Genomic DNA, 19,962 nt, shown 5'->3' on the forward strand with positions numbered 1-19,962 from the left:
GGCCCCGCGCTGCCCGGCAGACGCTGCCGTCACGGTTCTTAGGCGCTCTCGCCGTCGCGCGGACCGCTCAGGAAGACCAGGCGGAACTTGCCGATCTGCACTTCGTCGCCATTGCTTAGCGCGGCGGTGTCGACCGGTTCGCGATTGACGTAGGTGCCATTGAGGCTGCCGACGTCGACGACCTGAAAGTCGTTGTCGCCGAGACGGAACTCGGCGTGGCGGCGGCTCACGGTGACGTCATCGAGGAAGATGTCGCTGTCGGGATGCCGGCCCGCAGAGGTGGTGGCCTGGTCAAGCAGGAAACGCGAACCGGCGTTGGGACCGCGCTTGACTACGAGCAGTGCCGTTCCCGGTGCGAGCCGCTCGACGCCCGTATCGGTGGGTTCACTCGCGGCCGCTGGGGCACCATCAACCTCGTTGATGAAGTCTTCACGGAATACCGAAGTTGTCTCCACCGGTGCTTCGTAGCCGTTGTCGCTCTCGCTCACCACGTCTCCTGTCGTCGTCGGTCTATCGTCATCGTTTATTCACTATTTCCCCGGGCAATCCCTGGTTGGGACGCGCCTGCGGGCGGCGGACACAGTCGAGGGCGTTTCAAACCCTGCTGTGTCGGCACCGATAATCTTTCTAAGCCGTTGCTGGTTCACCTAAACCGTATCGCGGCAGGTTCTGCTTGCCGTCGAGTGAGTATGCGGGTGATCAGGTTCAGCATAGTCGTGCAGCGGCCGGAACGGCGATTGGCGTTCGGAGACCCGTTATCCGTCGGTCAGTGCGCGGTACCCGGCGGCGTCAAGCATGCTCGATAGCTCAGCATCGATATCACCCGATACGCGGATGACCGCTAGCCAGCCCTGTCCGTAAGGATCGGAGTTGACGAGGTCGGGCGACGCATCAAGCGCCTCGTTGACCTCCACGATCGCGCCGGCGAGCGGACCGAAAATATCTGACACGCTTTTGGTTGATTCCACCTCGGCGAACGATTCGCCGGGCGTCACGTCGTCGTCCGCGCTGGGCAGCTGAACGAAAACGACGTCGCCGAGCTGTTCGGCCGCATACGCGGTGATCCCGACGCGCACTGTATCAGCGTCGATTTTCTCAACCCATTCGTGTTCAGCGGTATAACGCAGGGAATCGGGCACATTGCTCACGAGATTTGAACCTTCCTGTAGGTCGCCGATAATTGTGTCAACTTTCGCCCGGATCACACAGGCGAACTGCCCGCTCGTGGCATCTTCGTTACCACTGACACAGTCTGAATCCAGTAGAGGACGAAGGACCAAAGATACAGGCCCACTCCCCACACCATGAACGCCCACCCGATGGGATAGCAAATGTCGCCGAAAACCGAATCCAATTGTCCGGCAAGAATCCACGGGAAGGCACTCATCAACGCGAAGGTTGCCGCCTTGCCGATGTAGAGCACCGGCAGGGCGACCAGGCCACGCGATTTGAGCAGCGGAGCGGTGGCGAAGAGCAGGATGTCACGGCCGATGATCACTCCGATGAGCCACCACGGCACGAAGTCCCGGATGCCGAAACATAGTGGGATGACGATGATGTAGAGACGATCGGCGGCCGGATCGAGTAATGCGCCGAGCTTCGACGACTGATCGAGCAACCGTGCGAGTTTGCCGTCGAGCCAGTCGGTGAAACCCGACACCATCAAAATCGCGAATGCCCAACCGTCGGCCTTCGCCACCAGCAATACATAGATGAATACCGGGATGAGAATCAGGCGCCCGACGCTCAACGCGTTGGGAACAGTCCAGATCTGATCTTTGGTTATCGGACCGTCGACGGTCGCCGCGGCTGGCGTCTGCGCGCCGGGAGTTTCAGCGGAAGACACCGATGATCCCCTGCAGGGTCTTGGCACCGCCGGAGGAGAACAAATTGTCGTGGACCATATAAGTCCAGGTGGTAGTCGATCGATGCAGATCTGCCGTGCCGAGGTCGATACCGTCGTTGGTGATCGTGGCTTCACGGAATGTCTTGCGCGCGTTGGCAACCGCTTCGTCGGGCAGTCTGTTGAACTCGTCGACGATCAACCGGTGGAATTCGTCGAGCGGACTCTGCTTGCCGATCGCCCGCAAGTGGATGCTGGCGCGAACGTCGGCGACGAAGGCCAGGTGATCGGCCCAAGCGCGGTCGAGATGGAACAGCATGATCTCGCGGGCCGCGGCGGCAAGCACTTCCTCATCGACCGGTTCGGCCGGGGTGAAGGCTTCGACGTCATCGTCGGTAGCAGACGCGGTTTCGGTCGACACTGACTCGGCTGCGTCGGCGACTGAGTCCGATTCCGACTTATCCGATTGGTCGTCCGACTCTTTGTCGACCGCCGCCTTTTCGGCACTGTCGGTCACACGTCGAGCGGCCTTCGACTTTTTGCCGGCCTTCTTGTCGGTCTTTTCGTCCTCGTCCTTGCCGTCGACGTCGGCGGGCACCTCTTCACCGCGTAACTGCGCATAGCGGGCGGGCTCGGCCTTCTTCAGCTCATCGATCGCGGTATCGGTGGTGAGCACCTCCATCCGACGAGATACAACAATGTCGCGCTGCTGGTTCACCAGTTGGTTGTAGCGCCAGGTGTTGGCGTGAAGTTCCAACATGACACCCTCGGCGACCCGCTGGGCCTGTTCGATGAGTTCGATACCCTTCGATCCCATCGAACCGTCCTCTTCCTGCGAGACCGGATCACGTTTGAACGCAAGGTTTTTGGTGACGACGGGATCTTCGAGACTGGAGAAGAAAACTGAAACGCCCGGATCGCCCTGACGTCCGGCACGACCGCGCAACTGGCTGTCGAGACGTTCGGTGTCATGCCGACCGGTACCGACAACACATAGCCCGCCAAGTTCGACGATCTCTTCGCGCGCCTTCTCATCGCCTTCGGCTACGCCCTCCACGGCACCGCCGCTCCCCGACCCGCCCAGGCGGATGTCGGTGCCGCGCCCGGCCATCTGGGTGGACACGGTGACCGCGTTCTTCTTGCCCGCCTCGGCGATGATCGCGGCTTCTTGCGCGTCGTTCTTGGCGTTCAAGATGACGCAGGTGACTCCCGCCTTCTCCAGGAAGTAGGCGAGTTCTTCGGATTCGGCGACGTCGTGGGTGCCGATGAGGATCGGTTGCCCGGTCTCGTGGACCTCGGCCACGTAGGCGACGATCGCCTCGACCTTGTTGGCCTTGGAGTCATACACGCGGTCGGGCTCGTCAACGCGAATGTTCTTGGTATTGGACGGTATTTGTGAAACCGCGAGCTTGTAGAACTGGCGGAACTGTTCACCGGCGGCCAGGGCGGTACCGGTCATGCCACACACCGTGGGGTAGCGTCCAATCAGCGCCTGCACCGTCATCGTGTCGATGACCTCACCCGAATCAGTCTGTGCCAGGCCCTCTTTCAGCTCGACCGCGGCCTGCACGCCATCGGGCCAGCGCTGCAATTGGGCAACCCGCCCACGCGAGGCGTTGATCAGATGAACGCCGCCATCGCGCACGATGTAGTGCACATCGCGCTCAAGCAGATAATGCGCGTGCAGTGCGACGTTGACATGTACGAGCGTGGTGCCGACGTGCTGTTCGCTGTAGAGGTTGACGCCGCCGAGTTCGGCTTCGACGAATTCGGCGCCCTCGTCGGTGAGCGTCACGTTGCGACCGTCGGAGTCGATGTCGTAGTGCTTCTTTTTCAAACTCGCGACGACAGTGTGGATCGCCTGGTCGGGCACATCTCCCTCGGTGGACCCGGCCAGCACCAGCGGAACCAAGGCTTCGTCGACTAGGACCGAGTCGGCCTCGTCGATGATCGCGACATCGGGTGTCGGGGACACCAGATCATCCTCGGTTTGCGCGAGCTGATCGCGTAGGACATCGAAGCCGATTTCATTGACCGAGGCATAGGTGACGTCGGCGGCGTATGCGGCCTTGCGCTCCTCGCGGGTCGAGTTCTCATCTATGGATTGGGCGTCGATGCCGAAAACCTCGAATAGCGGCTTCATCCACCGGGCATCGCGGGTGGCGAGATAGTCATTCACCGAAATGACGTGCACGCGGTGGCCGCTGAGCACGTGACCGATGGCGGCGATCGCGCCGGCGAGCGTCTTGCCCTCACCGGTCGCCATCTCCACGATGTCCGCTTCGAGCAGACGCAGCGCGCCTTGCAACTGGACATCGAAGGCGCGCATGTCGAGCGCACGGTCGGATGCCTCGCGTACCAGAGCCAAGAACTTCGCCCGATCCCCCAGATTGGCGCCGATGTCCAGCTTCTCCGCTTCAGTAACGAAATCCTCGTCGCCGAGCTTGGCGGCCCACTTGTCGTGGTCAGCCGAATCTTTGATCAGGCTGATCGACTTGGACTGATTGCGGGTCGTCTGCGACCCCAGCAGTCGCCACATGCTGTTGGAAAGCTTTCCCACCGGCTACCTTCTCCTCTTCACCTGCGCGTCCCTTCGCGGGACGGGCGCGTCGCGCGCGTATTGTCGGTATTCGACGCAGCGGGCACCGGAACGTTACCGGTGTCGGCGCACCTGACGGCCTCCACGGTACTTGCCCGGCCAGGTGCGCGAGGAGTCAACATAGAGTTCGGGTGTGTCGACGCGGCGGCCATCCAGTGGCGCACCCGGCGGCCGCGCCGTGTGTCGATGCCCGGAGGTGCTGTGATGGCGATGTTCCCCCGCTTCTCGACGCGTCGTCGAGTAACCGTCCGATTGCTGACCGCCGTCACCTCCGGCGTGATCATCGCGGTCAGCATCGGTCTGGGCGCGCATAATCCGGTCTGGGTCGCCATTCTCGGCGGGTGTGGGATTGTGGCGGGTTTGGCGATCAGTCCCCGGCCCTCGCGCCTCACCGAGGTGCGACAGTGGGAACTCGCGGGCAGTGCGCCGGGCACACGCGTGCAGGTGGAGTCGGTAACCCGCAGTGCCATCAACGCGACCAGTGTTCAGCCGACGTCGGTGACCGCCACGGTCACACCTGCCGGCGACGTGTCGTACCGCACGACCTGGATCACCGCGATGAACAAGTCGTTTGCCGACTCCCTGCTGAGTTCGGGCGATGCGAAACTGCTCCCGGTGTCGGTGCCGCCCCGCCCTGCTCGCGGACGTCGGACGACGACGCCGCAATTCAGCAACTACCCCGGAGCGTGGGCGGTCATCTACCCGGCGGTGACGCTGGTGGTCTGCGCAATCGTGCTCTTCGGTGTGCCGGCGACCGCGTGGCAGGTGAACGTGTCATTGCCGTCGATATCGACGTCCGGCTCGGAATCGCCGGGTGAGAGTTCGTCCACGGCGTCGGACCGAAACCTCAACAGTCGGCTGCGGGCGCTTATCGACAAAATGCGGACCATCGCGCCGACCACAGTTCGGACGGCGCTCAGCATTCGACTGGGCGAGTCGGGTTCGGACTACGCCGACTTCTACGATCCCGACACCGGTCAGCAGATCTCGCTCTACCGGCAATCCGACGGCGAGTTCAGCGAGCCGACTCGACGCGCTTCCCAGTCTCGCGACGACGATACCTTCGATCCGAATCAGTTTCTGACCACCGACCTCGCCGCGGTAGTCACGACGACGGAGGACGCACTGGCACGTGCCGCTCGACCTACGACCGTCGATGACATCGCGATCACGAAGCCATACGACTACGAGAAGCCATTGATATCAGTGTCTTTCGAGGACTCAGACATCGACGATATGGAGGCCGACGCCAACGGTGTAGTCGCCGAGTATTTCGATCCAGGCGACTTCGCGACATCATTCCGCATCGCTCGCGACGCTCTGATCGCTCAGCGACTGCCACTGAGTATGAAGATTTTCGATCGCTTCGAGATCCGCGGCACCGCACCGTCGACGCCCATCATGTTCGCCGGAAGTATCCAGAACAGCGGCGGCGTGTTGCTCGACTTCACCACGACTACCCGGTGGGGTGATATCGCTCTTCGCCCCGGTCAGTTTCCGCGGGTAAGGAGCAATTCGGCCTCCAGGGAAGTTGCCGACCGCAGGTTTCTCCTTCAACGAACTCAGTCCTACAGTGTTCGACTCGGTCCGGGCGCAGGCCATGGCGCGTGGAAACGTGAAGAGTTTCGACCGGAACGCCATCGACATCGAGGCAACGGATTCGTCGTCATACGACGTGGACCCACCGTTCATTCGGGTGAAAATGTCGAAATCCGAGGCGGCGAGCGGCAGGTATTCGATGACCGGGACGTTCTTGATGTCGGGCTACTACTGAATGCCTGTCACCTCATCGGGCAAGCGACGAACCGTATTGAGGTGGAAGTATCACTTCAACGCGCGGCGCGCGCTTGCCTCCAGTTGCGCGACGGCGCCGGCCGGCAGGTGTATGGCCCCTTTGTCACGTAAATCGACGACGATGCGATGCGCGCGCTGATAATAGGCGGCTTCCTCCTCGCCAGTAGCGCTGCCGCGAGCATGACTGACGAGTTTCAATGCCGTGTCGAGTCCATCGCGTTCGTCGGTCCCCAAATATTCGGTGCCCAATTTGCGGCCATTGGCCTCACACGCGATCCAGGCCCGCGACAACCTCCGGACCGATTGCTGGTAATCGTCGGCGACCTCGCGCTCATCGGGAAAGCTCTCACTACGCAACGCCTGCGCGTCGCTGAGCGCGTCGTGGAAGTCCTGGACCGGTTCGAGGGTGACGTCGGTGACCGCCGGATAGCGCAACATCTGTTCGGGCTGCAGTTCGTAAGCCCCGTAGGCGCGCAGAATCTCGTCATGGCGGCCGGTCGCTGATTCCCAAAGACGTTGTGCGGCTTCGTCGCTACTGGCATTGGCGATTCGCGGATCGTCATAGCCGGTGTCGCTCACCGCAGCCGAAGTTTCGCGGCTGAGATCGACTCGCGGAGTTGCCGACGCTCTGCGGGAGGTATTCGGAGCTGATGTGTCGCGGTACGCGTCCGGCGTGAACGGCTTCGCGAGATTTACCGGCGATGAGGCCGATGCGGGGCGCAGCCTATCGAGAAGCACGGTGGCGGCCGGGTCGGTCTCAACCACGGCGATCTGCCAGATATCGGTCGACCGGTCCGGCGTCACCCCATCGGAGAATTCCAACACCAAATAGTTCAAGCCCGCCACGGTGAGGTTCTGACCTGATTGGGAAGTAGCCGAGGCCGGTCCTTCTCTGGACACCGACACCAACGTCGACAGCGGATAGGACGTCAGTCTCTTTCCCTCGTTGCCTAAGGTGACGGTCTCACCGTTGACAGCCAGAAGCATTGCGCCACGCGCACCCAATCGCCCCCAGGCCGCGATCGTCAACGACACCGCCACCGCTCCGAACACAACTAGTGCCGTCGTCGATCCGCTGACGCCGACTACCTTGAGCGCCACGAATGCGAGCAATCCGGCGACGAGCGCTATCCAGGCACCGCGAGCACCCCACTCGTGGCGTGAAGTGAGGTACTCGGTCCGACAAGTTACCGAATCCATCAGCCCACTCCTTCTATGCGAGATCCGACTCCGTCGACGTGTCAGCGACGCGACTCGTCCGAGCTACCGCTGTGTTGCTGTCCCGCCGAGCCCGCGATTGGGTAAATTATTTCCCATGCCAGCGTCTACGCGACTTTCGCGCACTCCGTTGAACCCACATAGATCAGCAGTCGGTATTACCGTAGCGGCCGCGATAGCTGCTATCGCGGCATTGCTCGTAGGTTCTGCCGCCACCGCGGCGCCCGCAAAGCCGGGCAAAAACCCACTGTCGGGCCGGACTTTCGTATCCGAAACTGTCAGCGGCAACAACCCGCTCCCCGGCGGCGGACCGATCACCATGGTGTTCGGTGCCACCAATCAGGTAAGCATCAATGCGGGCTGCAATCAGATGCGCTCTACCGTCGACCTGGCGCGGGGCCGGCTACGGGTCGCACAACCGATGGTTTCGACTCGCAAGGCATGCGTTGGTGCGGTCCGGGGCGCGGACGCGTGGATTACCGGCTTCCTCATGAAGAAGCCCACCTGGCGCCTCGATGATGCCGATCTCACGTTGAACACCAGCAACGTACGGGTACGACTTGTTGACCGCAAGGAGGCCGCGGACCGACCCTTTATCGGCACCAAGTGGACGGTAACCGCCCTGCTCAACAAGGGCGCCGTGGTTGCGGCACCATCGTTGACGAAGTCGGCTCCGACGTTGCGGTTCAACAACTTTCAGATTTCCGGAACGACCGGTTGTAACAGTTTGAGCGGCGTGGCAATACCGGTGACGTCGATGATCGTCTTCGGGCCGGTATCAACGTCGGGGCGCCCGTGCAAGGATCCGGGACAACGCCAAGTGCAGAAATCGTTGCTTAAGGCGTTGGGCGGACTGCAGAACTACGTCGTCGACGGAAAGAAGCTAACGGTCGTCAACTCCGAGGGCGTGGGATTCGTCGCACGCACTGATCGCTAACCGATGGCGTCGAAGTCGAAGAACGGCCGATCAGCTAAGGATGCTCCCAAGAAGTCACCGAAGATTTCCAACGAGATCTACGAGGCGGAGTTGTTCCGACTCCAGACTGAACTGGTCAAACTTCAGGAATGGGTCAAGGCCACCGGTGCCCGCGTGGTCGTCGTATTCGAAGGACGTGATGCGGCGGGTAAAGGTGGCACCATCAAACGGATCACCGAATACCTGAGCCCACGCATCGCGCGGGTAGCGGCGCTGCCCGCGCCCAACGATCGGGAACGTGGGCAGTGGTACTACCAGCGGTATGTCGCACACTTGCCCGCTCCGGGTGAGATCGTGCTGTTCGATCGCTCCTGGTACAACCGTGCGGGCGTCGAGAAGGTCATGGGCTTTTGCACCCCCGAGGAGCACAGCCTGTTTCTGCGCCAGACACCGCAATTCGAGCAGATGCTCATCGACGATGGCATCATCCTGCGCAAATATTGGTTCTCGGTATCGGAGGAAGAACAGCTACGGCGCTTTCGGTCGCGAATGAAGGACCCAGTGCGACAGTGGAAGCTGAGTCCGATGGACCTCGAGTCGATCAACCGCTGGGAGGACTACTCCCGCGCGAAAGACGAAATGATGGTGCATACCGATACGGCGGTCTGTCCGTGGCATGTCGTCGAATCCGACATCAAGAAACATGCGCGGCTGAATATGATTTCGCATCTGCTCTCCACCATCGACTATCACCCGGTCGAACACGCACCGGTCTCCCTTCCTCGCAAACCGGTACACAGTGGCAACTACCACCGACCACCTCGGTCACTGTCGAAATATGTTCCCGACCACGTCGCGACACTGGTCGGCGACGCTGAGAGCTGACATCTCGGCAAAACCGGATAGCATTTGCGGGTGCAGCTAACGGAGTTTCCCGCGCGGGTACGCAACCGCCTGACTCGTGACGAGATCATCTATCTGGTCGCGCCGTCGGGTAATCCGAATTTCGGTGACGAATTCATCGCCAAGACCTGGTTGGAGTATCTGGCCCGAGTTCGACCGCACGCATTGGTTGTGCTGGACTGCCACTCGCCAGGACAAGCGGCAATCATGTTGCGGCGCAGCCATCCTCGCGTCATTTTCGTCGACACCCTGTGGCGGCTAACGCTGTTCGCGGCTGGTGTGGAGCGGCACGACATCGAGCGGCCGGACGGTCTTGATCCTGAGCGCGGGTGGGAATGGGTCACCCGCGCCGCAAGCAACCTCGGCGTCGCGTCCCACCTGGACGCGGGGGTTGATCTGCTCCTACGTGCGGCGTCAATCCACCTCTTGGGCGGCGGTTATGTGAATAACATTTGGCCGCAACATCTTTCACTGGTCACCGCAATCGCCGCGGTCGGCGAACGTAGTGGTGCGGCGACGTACACCACCGGACAGGGACTGACGCCGACGATCGCAGGACAGCGTGCGGATATCTTGACCGAGGCCTTGGGCCGGTTCACCGTGGTCGACGTACGCGATCGCGCTTCGGCAGCCGCATTCGCGGCGATCGAGCCGAGTCATTCCGGCGACGACGCCTGGCTATCGATACCGACAAAAGCACCCCAGGCAGCGGCATCAGACGACATCGTATTGTGTCTGCAGTCGGATCTGACCGACGATTTCGTCGCTCACGGCAAGACGGGGGTGGACGCCATCGCGGCGCTTGTCACCGCGCTTCTCGACGAGTGGAACGTGGCGGGCTCCCAAGTCACTGTCGTCGAATGTATTCCAGGCATTGACTTTACGGTGCCAAAACTCATGGGAGAGCGACTCGACGGCGCCACGGTGGTGCCATTCCTCGATGTCTGGCGCGATGGCTTGCCGCTCGGCGTCGGTAAAACATGGATCAGCACTCGATTTCATCCACATCTTCTCGCGGCTGCCGCTGGCGATTGCGGGGTGGCAATTGTGCCGCACCCCGACTACTACGCAACCAAGCACCAGTCTCTCATCGACGCCGGATCTCGCTGGAGTCTGATTAGCGACCCTGAGCAACTGCCCTCGAGGCCGACAGCGGGCGGTTTCCCCGAAGCGGCGCGTCGCACCAATGTCGAACGCAAACGTCAATTGGCGCAGCACATCTATCCGAGCCGACTGTCGAGCAGGTTTCGGATGCCCCGCGTGCGTTAGTGTCGACTAGAACCTCCTTCCGCCGAAATGAGATGGTCATGGTCGAGCCGGGCCCGGTCGTCGTGGTCTATCCGATAGGCCAGTGGATTGACAGTCTCCGAGGTGGCGGTCACATTGTCTGACAACAGGTACGCGCGTCGATGACAGTCGACTACACGTGGGTCCGAACCCTCATCTGTGTGCTCGTGCTCGCCACGATCACGATGCTCTTGTTGCGGTCGTATCAGGTTCGGGCACCGTGGCGACAGGTCACCGCCCTGGCGCGTGGGGCAGCGCAATTGGTCGCACTGAGCCTCATTTTGTCCGGCGTCCTGACGAACGGCGTTCTGGTGGGAGTGGCTCTGGCAGTGATGTTTTCGGTCGCGGTGGTGACTGCCGCGCGCCGAGTCGGCTGGTCGCCACACCATCTGCTGATTGTCGCGATGTCGATGGGAGCGGGTGCTGGTGTGTCGCTCTCGACGGTATTCGCCAGCGGCGCATTAAGTTTCGAAGGCCGATACGTGCTCGCGGCGGGTGGGATCGTAATCGGGGCGACGATGACTGTCGCGACGCTGACTTCGCAGCATTTCGGCGCCACTACCGCGGCTAGCTGGGACGAAGTCGAGGGGTGGCTGTCGATCGGCGCCGACGCGCGCCAGGCGACATCGAGACTTGCCCGAAAGGCGGTCCGGCAGGCGCTGATTCCCTCGACAGACCAGACGAAGACTACCGGCCTGGTAACGCTGCCGGGTGCGTTCGTCGGGGCATTGTTCGGCGGCGCCTCTCCGGTCGAGGCCGGCCGATTCCAGCTAATCGTCTTAGCGTCGATCATGGCTGCCACGGCAGTCACCTCGGTCACTCTGGTCCACCAATTGTCAACCGTTGCAATAAAACCTGCCGAGGACGCACCATGATCAATCCGCTCGACTCGTTGCCCACGAACTCGCTGTCCGACGTGCTCCCCGCCATAGCCGCGGGATTCGGATTGCTTCCGGACCGGGCGAGCGACGATACCGCCATGCGAATCCCAGTCAACCAATCGGTCGTACTGCTCCTGATCGACGGCCTCGGCTCCGAATTGCTTGCCGCGCATACCGATCTGGCGCCGACCCTTGCCTCACTAGCGACTACGACAATACGTGCGGGCTTCCCCGCGACGACCGCGACCAGTCTGACGAGCCTGTCGGTCGGAGCCCCCTGCGGAGTACATGGAATCATCGGATACAGCTTCATCCCCGATATCACAGCCGGGGCGACATCGCACCGACGGATACTCAATTCGCTGCGCTGGAGCCTGGACACCGCGGACGGGCAAACGGCCGTGTATGAGTACCCACCCGAGTCGATTCAGTCGAGTACGAGCTTCCTGCAACGCTTCGCCGAATCAGGCGTCAAGATAAGTCACGTCACTCCCGCCTACCAACGCGATTCTCCCCTTACCCGGGCCGCGTTCCGCGAGCGCGGCGAGCACCATCCCGCCTCAACGACTGGTGAGATTCGCGACGCGGTGCGCCGGATTGTCGGTTCACCCAATGCCGGACGGCGTTTCGTATACGCGTATTTCGGCGACCTTGACATGCAGGGGCACCTGCACGGTCCGGGATCGCCGGAGTGGACTGCGACCCTATCCGAGGTCAACACGATGGTGAGCGAAATAGTGGACGGGTTGCCTGAGTCGTGCACCTTGGTGGTAACTGGCGACCACGGTATGGTGCCGGCCGGACACGTGATCGACGTCGAGACCACGCCCGAGTTAATGGCGGACGTTCTCGCGGTTGCCGGCGAGGCGCGGGTACGACATGTCTATACACATGACGGTGCCGACGGCGCCGTCTATGACGCGTGGAGCGCGACTCTCGGCACTGATGCACATGTGGTCACACGCGATCGTGCAATCGATGAGGGATGGTTCGGCGATCGGGTCGGCCCCGACATCGCATCGCGAATCGGTGACATCGTCGCTGTCGCGACCGGTCATACGATCTTGACGCGCAGTATCGCCGAGCCGGTCGAATCAACGATGGCCGGGCATCACGGTGCGTGGACACCCGCGGAACAGCTTGTGCCCCTGATTCTTTCGTAACGACGGTCAATTGTCGCTGTCATGCAGAGCTTCATCAGCCGATGGCCGGTTCAAGGCCGAAACTGTGCCGATGTCACCCCAGAACGGACCACCCAATCGAGATAGTGGTGCCAGAAGTTCAACGTCGGGGTAGCCATCGGTGAGACAGTCTTCATCGACGCGCACCCAGACCACTTCCCCGAACACCACCACGTCTCCCCCGGCGAACTCCATCGTGTCGAAGAGCTGACACTCGATCGACACCGGCGACTCCGCGACTGACGGCGCGTCGATCTTCACACTCGAACGCTTGGTGAGGCCGGTGATATCGAATTCACTCACCGTCGGGGCGACGGGCGCCGAGGAGGTATTGATCTGCGCCATCAATTCGCGGTTGGCGAGGCTGACGGTGAACTCGCGCGTTTGTCGTACATTGCGGAGCGTGTCCTTGGTACCGATCGATGTGAACTGAATGACCGGTGGGTTGAGCGAGGAGATCGTGAAATACGAGTGCGGCGCGAGGTTGTCGATGCCGTCGGCGCTACGCGAACCTACCCAGGCGATCGGCCGGGGCAGTACCACCGCGTTAAGCAGCGAATGCATGTGAACCGCGGGATCGGCCGGGTCGTAGTTGCGCACCAGTGTTCTCCTTCGCCACATACGAAAAGCGCTTTCGCGGTCCAGAGTCTATCCGGCCGCGACGGCGGAGCCGGAGTGGACCGGCGGGCGTGCTGAGTTGCCGAAGACTCCTGGCCTCGTCCTTCCCCGGACGCGTACTTCGACTACCTCGTGCTACCGTGGGCGTTACTAGAACGTGTTCTAATTCTCACGTTTGCTCGGCGGAGGTAAGAAAATAGATGAGAGTCGCTGTCACCGGTGCGGCCGGTTTCGTCGGGACAAACCTGGTCAACCAGTTGCTCACCGACGGACACACCGTAGTAGCCATCGATCGTGTTGCGCCCGAACCTGATTCAGCGACGTCGGCGACGTGGATACTGACAGATATCTTCGATACCGACGCGATGACCACGGCCTTCGACGGCGTAGACACCGTGTATCACCTGGTCGCCATGATCACCCTCAAACAGCGGGACGAGTTGGCGTGGCGGGTGAACACCGAAGGGGTGGCCTCGGTGGCACGGGCGGCACTGGCCGCCGGGGTACGACGTTTTGTGCACTGCAGTTCGATCCATTCGTTTGACCAGTACACCGACAGCGGCACGGTCGACGAGACATCTGCCCGATCGGCAGACCCGGCGCTACCGGTATACGACCGGTCTAAGTGGGCCGGCGAGCAGGAATTACGAGCAGTCGTCGCCGACGGGCTCGACGCCGTCATCTGTAATCCGACTGGCGTCTACGGACCCGTCGATCACGGCTTGTCCAGAATCAACGGAATGTTGAGTGATGCCGCACGCGGGCGCGTGCCACTGTTCGTTGACGGCACATTTGACCTCGTCGACGTCCGTGACGTGGTTCTGGGGTTGATCGCCGCGGGCGAGCGCGGAGTGACCGGCGAGAACTACCTCCTCGGCGGCGCACCCGTCCGATTATTCGACGCGATGCGACGGGTGGCAGAACTTTGCGGGCGCCCTCGGCCCCTCTTCGCCATCCCGCTGAGCGTGCTGAAGATGGTGGTCCCGTTGATCGAGCCGATCAGTCAGCTATTCGGATCGGACTTGGTGTCCAAGGCGTCGATCAGCGCGCTGGAGGCACATCCGGTGGTGGACATTTCCAAAGCGACCGCCGAACTCGGATACCAGCCACGCTCCTCCGAGCAGACCCTCGCCGATCTGGTTGCCTTCCTGGCCGATTCGGGTCAGATCGGATCCGCCAAGCCAAAGTCCGCGCAGTCCTATGTCCCCGTCGCACCGACGTCGGCGAAGGCCTGAATTCGGCCCTCGGATAAAGCTCGCTACTTACCGAATCCGGCCTCGCGCAACGCCTGCGCCATCGATCCCGACGGCGGACGGACGCCGCCGCGGTCACCGCGAGACTGGTTGTTTCCCCGGGGATTTCGGCCCCGGCCGCTGTCGCCACGACCGTTAGCGTTGCCACGGCGTTGATCTTTCGATTCCGCACGATCGCCGCTGCGAGACTGCCGTCGGCTATCTCCGCCCACTTCGTCGTTCAGGCGCAAGGAAAGTCCGATGCGTTGACGATCGACATCGACCTGGATCACCTTTACCCGAACGACTTGCCCCGACCGCACCACCGCGTGTGGATCGGAGATGAACCGATCAGCCATCGCCGACACGTGGACGAGTCCGTCCTGGTGCACCCCGACATCGACGAACGCGCCAAACGCGGCGACATTGGTGACGACACCCTCGAGGACCATTCCGGGTTTCAGATCCGACACTTTCTCAACCCCGGCAGCGAAGGTCGCGGTCGCGAATGCCGGACGCGGGTCGCGGCCGGGTTTCTCTAGTTCGGCCAAGATGTCGGTGATCGTCGGGATGCCGAAACGATCATCGGCGAAGTCGCTGGGCCGCAACGATTTCAGCGTCCGAGAGTCGCCGATGAGTCCGGTGAGTGTCGATCCGGAATGATCGAGGATACGTCGGACCACCGGATACGCCTCCGGATGCACGCCGGAGGAGTCCAGCGGATCGTCGCCATCACGAATCCGCAAGAAGCCGGCGCATTGTTCGAAAGCCTTGGGGCCGAGGCGCGGAACGTTGAGGAGGTCTTGGCGACTCCGGAAAGCACCCACGCTGTCCCGGTAGGTGACAATGGCTGAGGCAAGGGTGGAGGTTACCCCAGATACCCTCGCCAGCAATGGGATTGACGCGGTATTCAAGTCGACACCGACCGAGTTCACCGCATCCTCGACGACGGCGTCGAGACTACGAGCGAGAGTTCCCGGAGTGATGTCGTGTTGATACTGCCCCACCCCGATTGACTTGGGATCGATCTTGACGAGTTCGGCGAGCGGATCTTGCAGACGACGTGCGATCGAGACCGCGCCGCGTAACGAGACATCCATGTCCGGCAGCTCCTGAGAGGCGTATTCGGACGCCGAATAGACCGAGGCGCCGGCTTCACTTACCACGGCTTTCGCCGGTGCACCGGCACCCGCCTTTGCCAACTCAGCGATGAGTTCTGTTGCCAGAGCATCTGTTTCCCGCGAAGCCGTCCCGTTTCCGATCGCGACGAGCTGCACCTTATGCCGGGAAACCAGTTGGGCGAGCGCCGCTTTCGACTTGGCCCACTGATTCTGCGGCTGGTGCGGATAGATCACGGCGGTGTCGAGAACCTTGCCGGTGTCATCAACGACCGCGACCTTGACTCCGGTCCGAAATCCCGGATCCAGCCCCAGGGTGGTGCGGGTTCCAGCCGGTGCGGCGAGTAACAAATCCTTGAGATTAGTCGCGAATACCGCCGCGGCTTCCTCTTCCGCGCGCTGGCGTAGTTTCATCCGGGCATCGACGGTGGCCATGATCATCAGCTTGGTCCGCCACGCCCACCGTGCGGTATCGGTCAGCCACTTCGTCGCCGGTCCCTCACGCGACGCGTCGATCCCCAGGGTGGCGCAGACCCGGGCCTGGTATGCCTCGTCTTCGCCGCCGTCGAAGCTGACGGACAGCGCTTCCTCTTTCTCGCCGCGCAGCACCGCCAACACTCGGTGCGATGGCATCGTCTCAAGCGACTCCGAGTAGTCGAAGTAGTCGCGGAACTTCTGTGCGGCAGCCGTATTCGCGACCTGTTCGGATCGCGCGGCCGTGCGCAGCAAAGCCTCGTTCCAGAACTTCTCGCGGATCGCGCCGACCAACTCGGCATCCTCCGCGGCGCGCTCGATCAGGATCTGTCGCGCGCCGTCCAGAGCGGCTGCGCTGTCGACCACACCGTTGGCGACGAACTCCTGTGCGCTGGCCGTCGGGTCAAGGGACGGGTCGCCCAATAGCCGATCCGCGAGCGGTTCGAGACCCGCCTCGCGAGCGATTTGCGCTTTGGTCCGACGCTTCGGCTTATACGGCAGGTAGATATCCTCGACACGCGACTTCGTCTCAGCCGCAAGAAGATCCGATCGCAACTGATCAGTGAGCTTGCCCTGTTCCTCGATCGAGGCGATGACTGCGTCCCGTCGCTCGTCGAGTTCCCGCAGGTACCGTAGTCGTTCTTCGAGGGTGCGCAACTGTGCGTCGTCGAGGCCGCCGGTGGCCTCTTTGCGATACCGTGCGACGAACGGCACCGTGGAGCCGTCGTCGAGAAGTTGCACGGCCGCGGCCACCTGACGCTCGGCAACCGATAGTTCGTCGGCAAGACGGGCAACAACAGACTTCGCGGGAGCGCTCGAATTCACCCGGACGACCCTACCGAACACCACCGTTTCGTCCACCAACCGGTCGCCGGCGAGTGTCGAGCCGCGGTGAGCGCCACCTGCTCTGAGCGCCCGGCGGTGGCCGGTCACGGTGCGCCAGAGCCGAATTCGACGCTGACGGAAGCCTAAACCGAGCGCGAGAACTCAGACGCTCGCCGTATCTGGTCGGCGCTGAGGGCAACTCCGGTGTATCGCTCGAATTGTCGGGCCGCCTGTAATGCGACCACTTCGGCCCCGGTGATTGTCGGTTTGCCCGCGGCGCGGGCAGCCTGGATGAACGGCGTGTCGGCCGGGAACGCGACGACGTCGAAGGCGACCGTCGACGCAGCCACCTGCTCGGCGGAGAATGCCAATGCGTTCTCATCAGCCCCGGCCATTCCCAGTGGTGTGACGTTGACCAGGATGGCCGGACCGGGCGCGGGTTCGGCGACGACATGTCGATAGCCGTATTTGGCGGCCAGAGCGCCTCCGGCTTCGACATTGCGCGCGATCACCGTCACATCGTCGAAGCCAGCGCCCCGGAACGCCGCGACGACTGCCTTGGCCATCCCACCCGAACCGCGTACGAAAACCGGTAGGGCCGGATCGAGCTGATGCGCGGCGATCAACGCCGCGATCGCCTCGTAGTCGGTATTCGATGCCACCAGCCGCCCGTCTTCGTTGACGATCGTATTCACCGATTCGATTGCCGCTGCGGATTCTTCGATCTCATCGACCAGCGGTATGACCGCTTCCTTGAATGGCATCGAGACCGAACAACCCCGGATACCCAACGCCCGCACGCCGCTGATCGCGGCGGCGATATCGGCGGTGCTGAATGCCTTGTAGATCATGTTCACGCCGAGCTCGTCGTACAGATAGTTGTGAAAACGGGTTCCGATATTCGACGGCCGCCCGGACAGCGAGATACAGAGCAACATGTCTTTGTTCAGTATGGGCATGGTCGTAATGCTAGGGCCTCGTCAGCGCGGTGAGTCAGAACAGCGATATGCCCGCCGCTCGCGCCGCGGCGCTGTAGGCGGCCGCCAGCGAATCAACCGTCTCATGCGCATTCAGTCCGCTGGGGTTGGGCACGACCCATACCTGTGTGTTCGCCGCGTCACCCAATCGCGACTCTTGCCGCCCGGCTTGTGCGGCACGCTGACCGAACGCGGTCCGATAGGCGGTAATCCCTGCTATCGCAACGACATTCGGGCAGACTCGCTCGACGGTACGGACGAGTCGACGTCCACCTTCGCGAAGCTCGTCGGCGCTCAAGTCAGACGCCTTTGCTGATGCCCGTTCGACGACATTCGTGATACCGATGCCGCGCTCCAGCAGGTGATCCCGGTCGGCGGCGCTCATCCCCTCTGACGCGTCGATCAGAGTCCGGGTGATCCCGGCGCGAAACAATGCGGGATAGAAGCGATTACCCGGTCGGGCGAAGTGTGCGCCGGTCGCGGCGGTCCACAGCCCCGGATTGATGCCTACGAAAAGCAGTTTGCACGCCGGACCGATCAAGTCATCGACGCTGCGGCCGGCGAATGACGCGAGCTCGTCGCGTGTGAACCCCATCGCTATCAGTTGTCGTGCTGCGCCACGCAGAACTGATTGCCGTCGGGATCGGCAAGAATCGTCCAACCGAACCCGGACATCTCATGATCGGCGACACGAGTCGCGCCCGCCGTCAGCAACTGCTCAACTGTCGCGGTGCGATTCGGTGCGACGAAGTCGAGGTGGATGCGGTTCTTTCCCGGTGTCGGGTCAGGAGTCTTTTGGAACGCGAGTAGCGGTCCTTCGCCCGCCACTTTGACGGTGACGAACCATCCGTCGTTCTCCGCGAGGATCGTTCCACCGGTCTGCTCGGCCCACCATCGTGCCAGCGGCAGCGGATCGGTGGTGTCGACGGTGATCATGGCTACCGAAAGAGTCATGGGTCCAACACTATCGGCGGGGTGAGGGCCACACGACCGTTACCGACTCCCCGATTCGTGCCTCATGCCAGCGTCGGGAAAATTCGTCATACCGCGCGTAAATGGAAGTCAGCAGCCGCGGGTCGATGTCGTTGTCGCGAGCTGTACCCGGCCACGTCGGATCTTTCTCAGCAAGGCCTCGCTCGACCTCCCACAGCGGAACGGTCACGCCCGCGAGTTTCTCCGAAAGTGCCATATCGGCTCGGTCTTGCGCGGTGACCGCTTGACGACGCGGCCTCTTGCGGTCGCGTGTCTCCCTCGGCCAGAACAGCCCGTCATCGGATCCCGTTGCGAGCCTTCCGAATACAGCGCCGCGCAGTCCGGCTTCCAGTTCGACGAACAGGTGCGCGGCGTCATGGGGTACGCACTTGTGAAAACCCGGACCAACACGCGGCGCGAGAGCCGGCGACACCGACCGTTCGATAGTCACCTCGTAGCGTCGATCCAACTTGGTGAAAGTCACGTCCATTGATCGAGGTTCTCGAATGTCACCCGCGTCGTCAACCGAGTTTTATGTTCGTCGATCAGCGTGAACTCGCGTCGGGTATCCGCCGCGGGCACGGCAGCCCCGGGAGCGTCGCACGCTCAAAATGCCACCATTCGTTGTCGAAGGTGCGACACAACCCCCACCGTCGACCGTTGACCTGAAGCCAGGCCGCACCGGCGTGCGGGCCGACGTCGATGGCGTCTCCGGTGACATGGGTCGATTCATTGGGCGGCAGCACCCAGCGCCGGGCCGCCCCTGGACTTCCGTATCTCGCGATGCCATCTCGCCACAACGCGCGTTGTTCACTCACCGAACGCTTGCCCGACGTGATCCACATCGTCACGCCTTGTCGTCGAGCTTCGTTATGTGCCCGCGTATAGGCACGAGCCAGCGTCGGGGTGAGGCCAGCAGTCCCCGGCGCGAGCCTGGTGTCGACCTGTTGTAAGCGCGTGGCTGACGGTTCGGCAAGCGCCGAAGGCGATCCGACGACAACTCCCATCGCCGACAAGAGGACTATCCCGAGGCCGATCGCGCGGCGCCGAACTCGATGCGTACTCACCCGTCGAGTATGCCGGTACAACACGTGCCGACGTCGAGGTCCAGGTGAATCGGACCG

The 19,962-nt window shown here is 62.3% G+C and carries 19 protein-coding genes; 7 read left to right on the forward strand and 12 right to left on the reverse strand.

The genetic code is table 11. The features are described from left to right. Window positions 1-38 precede the first annotated feature (38 nt). The 4 genes from garA to secA2 all read right to left on the reverse strand — a co-directional run bounded on the left by garA (window position 39) and on the right by secA2 (window position 4,403). Window positions 39-491 carry a glycogen accumulation regulator GarA gene (gene garA / locus GOEFS_RS18015; RefSeq protein WP_040525471.1) on the reverse strand — a complete coding sequence of 151 codons (453 nt, stop codon included), beginning with the start codon at window positions 489-491 and terminating at the stop codon, window positions 39-41. A gap of 264 nt (window positions 492-755) precedes the next feature. After that, window positions 756-1,148, reverse strand: coding sequence for a glycine cleavage system protein GcvH (gcvH, locus tag GOEFS_RS18020; RefSeq protein ID WP_040525495.1), 393 nt, complete (start codon window positions 1,146-1,148; stop codon window positions 756-758). Between the two features lie 53 nt (window positions 1,149-1,201). After that, a complete protein-coding gene (locus tag GOEFS_RS18025) occupies window positions 1,202-1,846 on the reverse strand; it encodes a CDP-alcohol phosphatidyltransferase family protein (protein WP_007319380.1) in 645 nt (214 codons plus the stop codon). Continuing rightward, entirely contained in the window at window positions 1,833-4,403 is a 2,571-nt protein-coding gene (gene secA2, locus GOEFS_RS18030) for an accessory Sec system translocase SecA2 (protein ID WP_007319381.1), read from the reverse strand. The genes GOEFS_RS18025 and secA2 overlap by 14 nt, the downstream gene beginning before the upstream one ends. A gap of 243 nt (window positions 4,404-4,646) precedes the next feature. On the opposite strand from secA2, the gene GOEFS_RS18035 reads away from it, so the two are divergent. Further along, window positions 4,647-6,347, forward strand: coding sequence for a hypothetical protein (locus GOEFS_RS18035; protein ID WP_007319382.1), 1,701 nt, complete (start codon window positions 4,647-4,649; stop codon window positions 6,345-6,347). Here GOEFS_RS18035 and GOEFS_RS18040 read toward each other — a convergent pair. Next, complete coding sequence (locus tag GOEFS_RS18040; protein ID WP_007319383.1) at window positions 6,267-7,436, reverse strand: hypothetical protein; 1,170 nt, start codon at window positions 7,434-7,436, stop codon at window positions 6,267-6,269. The genes GOEFS_RS18035 and GOEFS_RS18040 overlap by 81 nt on opposite strands. A 115-nt stretch (window positions 7,437-7,551) precedes the next feature. Here GOEFS_RS18040 and GOEFS_RS18045 point away from each other — a divergent pair, with 115 nt between their 5' ends. The 5 genes from GOEFS_RS18045 (at window position 7,552) to GOEFS_RS18065 (ending at window position 12,604) form a co-directional block, all read left to right on the forward strand. Continuing rightward, entirely contained in the window at window positions 7,552-8,391 is an 840-nt protein-coding gene (locus GOEFS_RS18045; protein WP_050949956.1) for an META domain-containing protein, read from the forward strand. A 3-nt stretch (window positions 8,392-8,394) separates the two neighbouring features. Then, a complete protein-coding gene (gene ppk2, locus GOEFS_RS18050; RefSeq protein WP_007319385.1) occupies window positions 8,395-9,255 on the forward strand; it encodes a polyphosphate kinase 2 in 861 nt (286 codons plus the stop codon). Between the two features lie 30 nt (window positions 9,256-9,285). Continuing rightward, complete coding sequence (locus tag GOEFS_RS18055) at window positions 9,286-10,542, forward strand: polysaccharide pyruvyl transferase family protein (protein WP_007319386.1); 1,257 nt, start codon at window positions 9,286-9,288, stop codon at window positions 10,540-10,542. 140 nt (window positions 10,543-10,682) lie between these two features. Continuing rightward, a complete protein-coding gene (locus GOEFS_RS18060) occupies window positions 10,683-11,435 on the forward strand; it encodes an ABC transporter permease (protein ID WP_007319387.1) in 753 nt (250 codons plus the stop codon). Then, complete coding sequence (locus GOEFS_RS18065) at window positions 11,432-12,604, forward strand: alkaline phosphatase family protein (RefSeq protein WP_007319388.1); 1,173 nt, start codon at window positions 11,432-11,434, stop codon at window positions 12,602-12,604. Before GOEFS_RS18060 ends, GOEFS_RS18065 begins: the two co-directional genes overlap by 4 nt. A gap of 6 nt (window positions 12,605-12,610) precedes the next feature. Here the strand turns inward: GOEFS_RS18065 and GOEFS_RS18070 are convergent, their stop codons facing one another. Then, complete coding sequence (locus GOEFS_RS18070) at window positions 12,611-13,222, reverse strand: flavin reductase family protein (RefSeq protein ID WP_007319389.1); 612 nt, start codon at window positions 13,220-13,222, stop codon at window positions 12,611-12,613. A gap of 218 nt (window positions 13,223-13,440) precedes the next feature. Here GOEFS_RS18070 and GOEFS_RS18075 point away from each other — a divergent pair, with 218 nt between their 5' ends. After that, entirely contained in the window at window positions 13,441-14,475 is a 1,035-nt protein-coding gene (locus GOEFS_RS18075; protein ID WP_007319390.1) for an NAD-dependent epimerase/dehydratase family protein, read from the forward strand. A 23-nt stretch (window positions 14,476-14,498) separates the two neighbouring features. Here GOEFS_RS18075 and GOEFS_RS18080 read toward each other — a convergent pair whose 3' ends face one another. The 6 genes from GOEFS_RS18080 to GOEFS_RS18105 all read right to left on the reverse strand — a co-directional run bounded on the left by GOEFS_RS18080 (window position 14,499) and on the right by GOEFS_RS18105 (window position 19,845). After that, on the reverse strand, window positions 14,499-16,889 hold the full coding sequence (locus GOEFS_RS18080; protein WP_007319391.1) for a Tex family protein: 2,391 nt from the start codon (window positions 16,887-16,889) through the stop codon (window positions 14,499-14,501). Window positions 16,890-17,032: 143 nt separating this feature from the next. Beyond that, the gene (locus tag GOEFS_RS18085; RefSeq protein WP_007319392.1) at window positions 17,033-17,848 is read right to left on the reverse strand and encodes a shikimate 5-dehydrogenase; all 816 of its coding nucleotides are present in this window, start codon (window positions 17,846-17,848) and stop codon (window positions 17,033-17,035) included. A 34-nt stretch (window positions 17,849-17,882) separates the two neighbouring features. After that, window positions 17,883-18,461 carry a G/U mismatch-specific DNA glycosylase gene (mug, locus tag GOEFS_RS18090; protein WP_007319393.1) on the reverse strand — a complete coding sequence of 193 codons (579 nt, stop codon included), beginning with the start codon at window positions 18,459-18,461 and terminating at the stop codon, window positions 17,883-17,885. A gap of 5 nt (window positions 18,462-18,466) precedes the next feature. Then, window positions 18,467-18,820: a VOC family protein gene (locus GOEFS_RS18095; protein WP_007319394.1), complete on the reverse strand. Its 354-nt coding sequence runs from the start codon at window positions 18,818-18,820 to the stop codon at window positions 18,467-18,469. A gap of 10 nt (window positions 18,821-18,830) precedes the next feature. Then, on the reverse strand, window positions 18,831-19,328 hold the full coding sequence (locus GOEFS_RS18100; RefSeq protein WP_007319395.1) for a hypothetical protein: 498 nt from the start codon (window positions 19,326-19,328) through the stop codon (window positions 18,831-18,833). Window positions 19,329-19,383: 55 nt separating this feature from the next. Beyond that, window positions 19,384-19,845 carry a M15 family metallopeptidase gene (locus tag GOEFS_RS18105; RefSeq protein ID WP_007319396.1) on the reverse strand — a complete coding sequence of 154 codons (462 nt, stop codon included), beginning with the start codon at window positions 19,843-19,845 and terminating at the stop codon, window positions 19,384-19,386. Window positions 19,846-19,962 lie beyond the last annotated feature (117 nt).

It is taken from the genome of Gordonia effusa NBRC 100432 (genome assembly GCF_000241305.1).
Lineage (GTDB): Bacteria > Actinomycetota > Actinomycetes > Mycobacteriales > Mycobacteriaceae > Gordonia > Gordonia effusa.

Excerpts from the sequence above, each read along its gene's own strand:
- GOEFS_RS18035 (WP_007319382.1), top strand. The coding sequence starts at position 4,647 with ATGGCGATGTTCCCCCGCTTCTCGACGCGTCGTCGAGTAACCGTCCGA.
- GOEFS_RS18040 (WP_007319383.1), bottom strand. The coding sequence starts at position 7,436 with ATGGATTCGGTAACTTGTCGGACCGAGTACCTCACTTCACGCCACGAG.
- GOEFS_RS18045 (WP_050949956.1), top strand. The coding sequence starts at position 7,552 with ATGCCAGCGTCTACGCGACTTTCGCGCACTCCGTTGAACCCACATAGA.
- ppk2 (WP_007319385.1), top strand. The coding sequence starts at position 8,395 with ATGGCGTCGAAGTCGAAGAACGGCCGATCAGCTAAGGATGCTCCCAAG.
- GOEFS_RS18060 (WP_007319387.1), top strand. The coding sequence starts at position 10,683 with ATGACAGTCGACTACACGTGGGTCCGAACCCTCATCTGTGTGCTCGTG.
- GOEFS_RS18065 (WP_007319388.1), top strand. The coding sequence starts at position 11,432 with ATGATCAATCCGCTCGACTCGTTGCCCACGAACTCGCTGTCCGACGTG.
- GOEFS_RS18075 (WP_007319390.1), top strand. The coding sequence starts at position 13,441 with ATGAGAGTCGCTGTCACCGGTGCGGCCGGTTTCGTCGGGACAAACCTG.
- GOEFS_RS18085 (WP_007319392.1), bottom strand. The coding sequence starts at position 17,848 with ATGCCCATACTGAACAAAGACATGTTGCTCTGTATCTCGCTGTCCGGG.
- mug (WP_007319393.1), bottom strand. The coding sequence starts at position 18,461 with ATGGGGTTCACACGCGACGAGCTCGCGTCATTCGCCGGCCGCAGCGTC.
- GOEFS_RS18095 (WP_007319394.1), bottom strand. The coding sequence starts at position 18,820 with ATGACTCTTTCGGTAGCCATGATCACCGTCGACACCACCGATCCGCTG.
- GOEFS_RS18100 (WP_007319395.1), bottom strand. The coding sequence starts at position 19,328 with ATGGACGTGACTTTCACCAAGTTGGATCGACGCTACGAGGTGACTATC.
- GOEFS_RS18105 (WP_007319396.1), bottom strand. The coding sequence starts at position 19,845 with ATGGGAGTTGTCGTCGGATCGCCTTCGGCGCTTGCCGAACCGTCAGCC.